Source organism: Xenorhabdus griffiniae (genome assembly GCF_015163655.1).
In the GTDB taxonomy this organism is placed as follows: Bacteria; Pseudomonadota; Gammaproteobacteria; order Enterobacterales; family Enterobacteriaceae; genus Xenorhabdus; species Xenorhabdus griffiniae.
This window is the reverse complement of sequence record NZ_JADEUF010000158.1, coordinates 1-6,178: the sequence shown is the minus strand read 5'-3', so window position 1 is coordinate 6,178 and position 6,178 is coordinate 1. Positions and strand designations below refer to the sequence as shown.

The window sequence follows — 6,178 nt, the reverse complement described above, 5'->3', positions numbered from 1 at the left end:
GTATTTTGTAATTGCCGTTCTGGTTGATACCACTCACTGCATTCTTTACATTTCCGTTGTCGAAACTTTGCCACCTTATCCCCCTAACACCAATCCCATAATCAGCATGAGCGCTGTCCAAAATCCGATAAATATTAAAAATCTCACTGATTCTGCTCCTGTTTGAGTTAAATCCTGTGACCGTAGTAATTCAGCTCGTATCGTGCTTCAGTGAGCTTTACGCCCTGATATACAGCCCACGCCTGTGAATATTCAATTAAGCTGCTCATGCGCTTCATGCTCATTTTGGCAGTGCTTTCTCTTGCCAGTGGCACCAGCTCACCTTCTAGCCCCTCAATTATCTGCCCCTCTTTTCCGGTCGCTTTGGCATGACCGGAAACAAAAATACATTTCCATTCTGGTGTCTTCCATGTGTGGCCAGCCCATTCAATACCCTGCTTAGAGACGTCACCACATAACGCATGAAACTTATCGTTCTGCGGTAATGTTCGGCTTGAGTCTGAAATAGTAATCTGAATGGGGAATGTGTCGTTGAGGGGGAGGTTTTCGAGAGTAGCTTTCAGGTTATCGAGTATTTGCGCATTTCGTAGCAGAAAGATCTGCTTATCCATCTAACCTCCGTTATAACCCCTCATGAGTTGCATTTTCTGCACACCAGTTCCGCATTTCTGCGCTATCAATTTGTTGATTGTATGCACATGGCGGCTCAACTTTTGATTTATAACCAGCCCACCAATACCAGCCTGAACGATGTTCAGCGGTTCCGCATTTAGTACAGATATGAACCCGGCATGATTCCGACCATGAGTAATTGTGTTTCGCAGCATTATTAGCTCGTTCAATCGCTGTTCTTGCCATAGTTATTTGCCCTCTGGTTCCATGCAATCCTCGCACTCTCTGCTGTATAATCCTCTGGCCCATTTACAGCACAATTATTACATTGCACAAAAAACCACGAATCATCCAAATATGAGTTCATTTCCGTATCCCCACTACCGCAAAATGGGCACGGTTTGAGTTTGCCTGTCATTTTGCCTCCACCAATTCATCCGGTATCTCAACCTCGTCGCCTAATTGTGCAGTAACCAACGCTCGGCAAAATGCAATCTTCAGAGTGTCCCCAGATGCCAACCTCATTGTGTCCTGTCCGCGACACGGTATACCATAGGCAAACGCGCGCCATGTTTTATCGGTTATGCCCTGAACCATGCCGAACGATTTGCAGTATTTATCCATCAACTGACCGCATAACGCCCAATTGGTTGATGGAGAATACTGATAATATGCAGGCATCAGATTGCCATTAAAATCTGTGGAGAACAGATTTGGGATGCCTACAACATATTTTCCATTTTCGTTAATTAGAGTGGGCATAGATTCATTAATCATCGCCACAGCCCAATCCAACGCCCGCCCGGTTAGTGCGCTCGTTTTGATTTTCATTATTAAAATGCCTTACCGCCAGTCTTGGTGCGGTTTTCTCGTTTATGGTCTGCCCGATGCCTGTTGTATTCTAATTTTTCAGCAATCGCGCCCTCGATGTCATAACCAAATGCCGCTGCATAATCTAGAATTCGGATCACTGCATCAGCCAATTCGACCTCAGCCATAGGACGATGAGGCAAATGATTGTCCATCAAATTTTTACGCTCTCCCTCTAGAGCCTCGCTGATTTCTGAGTGAATTAAACACAGTAATGTCCCTCGCTCTCTTGGATTATCCCACCAACCTGCCTCAACATTTTGCTGGTGAATTTTCTGTTGTAATTCAGTTAGTTTCATCTCAAAAGTCCTTATGGTGTTTTCTGTTGCTCTCACGTAACCATTCATGAAAACTTAAGTCAGTTTTCTTAAGCATCTCTTTCAGGTAATAAATCTTCCTTAATGATTCATAGGAGTCGGTAGGCGTATATTTTTCTTCAATCTGAATAACAGGTTCTGGTATTTTCTCGCCTGCCTGAATACGCTTCACCATTGCCCCTAATTCGCGGCCACAGAGTTTTTTTACTTCCGAATCCGTTAAATTCTGACGCAGCATCTCAGAGTGAACTCTCGTCACCATCCAGTAACAGGCGTTGGATTGCCATTTGTATTCACGCCAACCACGATGAGCGCAATAGTCACGGAACATATCGTAAAGCTCATCGTCAGTTGGCAAGCCAATTGCCAGTGCTTCACCCTGTTTGCACCACTGGACAAATTGACCAGGGGACGGCCAGAACGGTGATGCACTGGCTCGCGCCTGACGCATTCCCGCAGACAGTTGCTCTTTGGTGCGAATGCTATTTTCAGCGAATGCAGCGATCCACTGACGCTTAGCGGCAACTTCATCACTGGGATCTCGAAACGTTGTAGAAACAGCGGCGGGGAAGACTTGCTTAAGGTTTTTGAATAGTACATCGACCAGTTTTTCGGCTTCATCGTTGACGACTTTATCCGGTGATTTCCCCGTTCCAGCCATCTTTGCCAATGCTGCCCCGTCTCGATCCTGAATAACTCTGGCAAGGTTAGTACTCATATAAATTCCTCCTCCCATTCTTCACGGTTATTCCAGTTTCCAGCTGATTCTGAGGTGGCTTTCCTCCGGTTTGCCTGTGTACTTTGCTCTTCGAGCGTATCCCACTTTTCCCGTAACTTGGCGGGGGACAAGATGTTGCAGTACCAGAACGAATCCTTGTTCGCCCATTTGAACAAGTGGCAAATATCGGCGTGAGTATGGTTATCCAATTGTCTCATCAGGCGGATATCATTCGCCCATGCAGCCCAATTAGGCTCTTTAGCGTTTGGACGAACGGTTTTAACTTTCCTGAAAATCCACTCAGCAGCAGTCAGATCTTCGGCAGTTCCCCACTTATCGCCTTTGGGTGAACTAACAGCGGCATCAGGATTAACCTTGCCAGACGATTTAGATTTTCTCGGACGATCATTAGATACGTTAGTATCTAATAATTTATTACTCTGCTTGACCTGATTTGTTACTAACTTTGTTACCTGACCTCGTTCTGAGGCCGCGTTATCACTGGGTTTGTTTGTTACCTGATTTGTTACCTCGTTTGTTACCTCAAAAATACCCTGATATTGGGTATAATTTGTGATGGTGATCACTGTTCCGTGACGGTTTCCTTTGAAGGTTAACATTCCCTCGGAAGAGAAAAATTCGAGCATATCTCTGGCCTGCTTGGGTGTCTTTTCATTCCCTTTGGCATCCTTTAGCTTTCTGGCTAATAACGGTATTTGTGTTACTAACTGCCCAGCCTCCAGATCCCAGTAAACTCCGCTAAATTCAACACGCCTAGGCTTAGGTTGAGTTAACCCCAGCAGTCTAACCCACAGTGCTAATTTAGCGGTGTCCTCAGCCCATCCACTGGACAGAAGACTCCTGTACAGTGCAAAGTGCCCCTGTTTTTGGTTTTCCATCCGTGCGCTCCTTGAAGACGTTCTCGCTCCAAAATCAGCGTATGCAACGTTACCCATGCTGTTTCCCTCCATCCTCAGTAACGGAACGTGCCGACCTGTCGCGCATGTTGTTTTTATGCACAGCGCTAGGATTAAATTTATTTTTCATGTATAATTCTCCATAGAAATGTTGTTTTGAGGGGGACTTGCATACTGCCCCTCAGTCGTTAAATCGACATCTCAAGTTGCATTTCAGAAGCCTCGGTTGTTCGCGCAACCGAGGTTTTTCTTTTGATCTTGCCTTTCCCTTCCAGAGCTTGAATCAGCCGTTCTGCGTGCTCACCCTCAATAACTACAACGGGTTTAGATTCACAGTCAGAAATGCCAACCTCAAACGCCCATTCAGGCAATCCCAATTTCACAACCATCAAACTAGCTAATTTCGCTATCCGGTTTTTATCCCGACTCAATGTAGATGGGTGAATTCCCATTTCACGCGCCAGATCATTGTTTCCAAAATCCAAAGCTGACTTGAGAAAATAACTCTCCAAATATTGGGCGCTACACGTAATACGAGTATTTTTGACGGTTTTTGCGATTTCCATCTGATATAGTTCCTAAAGTTAAATTAATGTTTGTTTAGTTAATAAACAGAGAGATCACCTATCCTGAGATAGGTGATGTGCCCTGACAATTGTTCAGGGTCTTGTACTGCCCAGATTGTTAAAGAACATACTTAATACTGCTGTTTATCCCTCGTGAGGGAAGAGATGCGGTAAATCAGGACGGATCTCATGAGCCTTGATTAATCCATCCGTGGCGTTAACGATGGAAAGTACTCGCTGTGGAGATACTCCTCCTCCTCTCAGCCATTTATGTACTGCTGGCTGACTAACACCACAGAGGTGAGCCAGTTTGTCTTGGCTGCCAACGATGTTAACCGCACGCTTAATAACTAAATTCATGGTTATACCTCTTGTGGTAATGATTTAAACAGAAATATAACCAATGTTATGGATTAAAGCAATAACTTTGGTTCTTTGATCTTGCATAACTGGAGTTATATATTCATTGCATGAAAACGTTATCTGAACGCCTAAAAATGGCACTAGAAGCGGCTCAAATGTCGCAAGAGCAATTAGCACAAAAAGCGGGACTCTCTCAGCCAGCTATAGCAAAGCTCGTTTCTGGAAAAGCAAAATCATCTAGAAAATCGCTGGAAATAGCTCTTGCGCTGGGTGTTAGTCCTGCATGGTTAGTCAATGGAACTGGTAGTATCAAAAATGGAGTTAATGATTCCAATGTCCCTCCCAAGACAGAATGGGGAGAAATCAGGCCTTGGGACAGTAAGACGCCTTTAGAGTGTGATGAAGTAGAGGTTCCATTTTTGAAAGATATAGAGTTTGCTTGTGGTAGTGGTGCGTGTAGTGAATCTGATTATAACGGGTTTAAGCTAAGGTTTTCTAAAGCCACTTTTAGGAGGATCGGAGCTAACACTGATGGTACTGGAGTGTTATGTTTTCCGGCTAGAGGGGATAGCATGGAGCCATTGATACCTAATGGAGCAACCGTTGCTATTAATTGTAATGATAAAAAAATCGTAGATGGAAAGGTCTACGCAATCAATCAAGATGGTTGGAAGAGAATTAAAATATTAATCAGGTCATCGCACGACAAAGTCACTATCAGAAGTTGCAATAGAGATGAATATCCTGATGAAGAGGCTTTAATCAGTAGCATAGAAATACTAGGTAAAGTATTCTGGGTTGCATCCATTCTAGATTAGTTAATCAAAGCCGCATTTGCGGCTTTTTTATTATCCATTCCTCTCATCTATCACACCATAACTATTTTTCTAAAATATTCCTTTCTTATTCAATCATTTATAACTTAATTCATAATTAATATGAAAAAAGTTATTGCACCACACCATAACCTTGGTTATATTGAATTCATCAAAGGCACACAGCCAAAAGTAAAAGGAAGTTTTGCTCTTTAACAATCCGAACCCACAAACAGCGTATAGCTCTGTTATACCCCTACGCACAAATGCGATGTATCGCTGGCAGTTGATTAGTATGTCAGTGAGAAGATTAGCCTCGAAAGAGCGCGAACGGGCATCCCTGACAGAGAGGGCGCTGTAATTAACCAAAAGGAAAACTAATTATGGTTTAGCAAAGCGGATAGACCGCAAGAGTAATGCTTAATGATGCGGTAGTGACGCATCCCTGAGTAACCGAATGGTTAGCCTGTGTAGCGACGGGTCAAGGTTCATAGATTACAAGTAGCTCCGATGCTCCAAGCTGAACGCCAATCAGCTATCGGTTAGAGGTGAGGGATTCGCGGAGATACCCCTGACGACGGACTCAAGGGCATGAGCGCGACCACTGCGAGAGTGTGGTTCAAAACTAGTTGGTTTTGAGGTGTGGATCGCCATAGCATCAAAGCCAATTAACGGAGAAGTTTCATGAAAGATAATCTTGAATCAATTTTCGATAATTTTTTCGGTGAGCTGGAGAGAAAGCAGCGTGAAAAAAAGCGCGAAAATTTCTGGTCTAACCGCGAACCCAAACAGCGTATGACCAAACAGGAACGCGACACTATCAACGTGTTCAGCAGTTTCATTCCGGCGATAAATGGCGCTCCGTCAAAAGAGCAAGTTTCAACCAAACCCAACTCCCGCCGTAGACTGGCGTCGGGGAATGTGACAGCGAGGGTGTGAGTTGTAAATCACGCGACGAGATCTAGGTCATTGCTAAATTTTTATTAATGATGAATCATCA

At 44.0% G+C, this 6,178-nt stretch carries 11 protein-coding genes; 2 read left to right on the top strand and 9 right to left on the bottom strand.

The features are described 5' to 3' along the window. Positions 1 to 167 precede the first annotated feature (167 nt). The 9 genes from IQ211_RS17485 to IQ211_RS17445 form a co-directional block, all read right to left on the bottom strand. A complete protein-coding gene (locus tag IQ211_RS17485; protein ID WP_189761174.1) occupies positions 168 to 611 on the bottom strand; it encodes a recombination protein NinB in 444 nt (147 codons plus the stop codon). Positions 612 to 621: 10 nt separating this feature from the next. Continuing rightward, a complete protein-coding gene (locus tag IQ211_RS17480; RefSeq protein WP_189761175.1) occupies positions 622 to 858 on the bottom strand; it encodes a hypothetical protein in 237 nt (78 codons plus the stop codon). Further along, positions 839 to 1,030 carry a Lar family restriction alleviation protein gene (locus IQ211_RS20235; protein ID WP_189761176.1) on the bottom strand — a complete coding sequence of 64 codons (192 nt, stop codon included), beginning with the start codon at positions 1,028 to 1,030 and terminating at the stop codon, positions 839 to 841. Before IQ211_RS20235 ends, IQ211_RS17480 begins: the two co-directional genes overlap by 20 nt. After that, the gene (locus IQ211_RS17470) at positions 1,027 to 1,443 is read right to left on the bottom strand and encodes a phage protein NinX family protein (RefSeq protein ID WP_189761177.1); all 417 of its coding nucleotides are present in this window, start codon (positions 1,441 to 1,443) and stop codon (positions 1,027 to 1,029) included. Before IQ211_RS17470 ends, IQ211_RS20235 begins: the two co-directional genes overlap by 4 nt. A gap of 2 nt (positions 1,444 to 1,445) precedes the next feature. After that, complete coding sequence (locus tag IQ211_RS17465) at positions 1,446 to 1,781, bottom strand: nucleoside triphosphate pyrophosphohydrolase family protein (RefSeq protein ID WP_189761178.1); 336 nt, start codon at positions 1,779 to 1,781, stop codon at positions 1,446 to 1,448. A 1-nt stretch (position 1,782) separates the two neighbouring features. Then, the gene (locus tag IQ211_RS17460; protein ID WP_189761179.1) at positions 1,783 to 2,517 is read right to left on the bottom strand and encodes a replication protein P; all 735 of its coding nucleotides are present in this window, start codon (positions 2,515 to 2,517) and stop codon (positions 1,783 to 1,785) included. After that, the gene (locus IQ211_RS17455; protein WP_223281872.1) at positions 2,514 to 3,416 is read right to left on the bottom strand and encodes a replication protein; all 903 of its coding nucleotides are present in this window, start codon (positions 3,414 to 3,416) and stop codon (positions 2,514 to 2,516) included. The genes IQ211_RS17460 and IQ211_RS17455 overlap by 4 nt, the downstream gene beginning before the upstream one ends. A 206-nt stretch (positions 3,417 to 3,622) precedes the next feature. Then, the gene (locus IQ211_RS17450; protein WP_189761181.1) at positions 3,623 to 4,000 is read right to left on the bottom strand and encodes a hypothetical protein; all 378 of its coding nucleotides are present in this window, start codon (positions 3,998 to 4,000) and stop codon (positions 3,623 to 3,625) included. Between the two features lie 144 nt (positions 4,001 to 4,144). Beyond that, on the bottom strand, positions 4,145 to 4,360 hold the full coding sequence (locus tag IQ211_RS17445; RefSeq protein WP_189761182.1) for a transcriptional regulator: 216 nt from the start codon (positions 4,358 to 4,360) through the stop codon (positions 4,145 to 4,147). A gap of 110 nt (positions 4,361 to 4,470) precedes the next feature. On the opposite strand from IQ211_RS17445, the gene IQ211_RS17440 reads away from it, so the two are divergent. Both IQ211_RS17440 and IQ211_RS17435 read left to right on the top strand, forming a co-directional pair. Further along, entirely contained in the window at positions 4,471 to 5,181 is a 711-nt protein-coding gene (locus IQ211_RS17440) for an XRE family transcriptional regulator (protein WP_189761183.1), read from the top strand. Positions 5,182 to 5,862: 681 nt separating this feature from the next. Beyond that, entirely contained in the window at positions 5,863 to 6,117 is a 255-nt protein-coding gene (locus IQ211_RS17435; RefSeq protein WP_189761184.1) for a hypothetical protein, read from the top strand. The last annotated feature ends 61 nt before the right edge of the window (positions 6,118 to 6,178 follow it).

Bases quoted from the DNA above. Each gene is read 5' to 3' on its own strand.
- IQ211_RS17485 (WP_189761174.1), bottom strand. From the start codon at position 611: ATGGATAAGCAGATCTTTCTGCTACGAAATGCGCAAATACTCGATAAC.
- IQ211_RS17480 (WP_189761175.1), bottom strand. From the start codon at position 858: ATGGCAAGAACAGCGATTGAACGAGCTAATAATGCTGCGAAACACAAT.
- IQ211_RS20235 (WP_189761176.1), bottom strand. From the start codon at position 1,030: ATGACAGGCAAACTCAAACCGTGCCCATTTTGCGGTAGTGGGGATACG.
- IQ211_RS17470 (WP_189761177.1), bottom strand. From the start codon at position 1,443: ATGAAAATCAAAACGAGCGCACTAACCGGGCGGGCGTTGGATTGGGCT.
- IQ211_RS17465 (WP_189761178.1), bottom strand. From the start codon at position 1,781: ATGAAACTAACTGAATTACAACAGAAAATTCACCAGCAAAATGTTGAG.
- IQ211_RS17460 (WP_189761179.1), bottom strand. From the start codon at position 2,517: ATGAGTACTAACCTTGCCAGAGTTATTCAGGATCGAGACGGGGCAGCA.
- IQ211_RS17455 (WP_223281872.1), bottom strand. From the start codon at position 3,416: ATGGAAAACCAAAAACAGGGGCACTTTGCACTGTACAGGAGTCTTCTG.
- IQ211_RS17450 (WP_189761181.1), bottom strand. From the start codon at position 4,000: ATGGAAATCGCAAAAACCGTCAAAAATACTCGTATTACGTGTAGCGCC.
- IQ211_RS17445 (WP_189761182.1), bottom strand. From the start codon at position 4,360: ATGAATTTAGTTATTAAGCGTGCGGTTAACATCGTTGGCAGCCAAGAC.
- IQ211_RS17440 (WP_189761183.1), top strand. From the start codon at position 4,471: ATGAAAACGTTATCTGAACGCCTAAAAATGGCACTAGAAGCGGCTCAA.
- IQ211_RS17435 (WP_189761184.1), top strand. From the start codon at position 5,863: ATGAAAGATAATCTTGAATCAATTTTCGATAATTTTTTCGGTGAGCTG.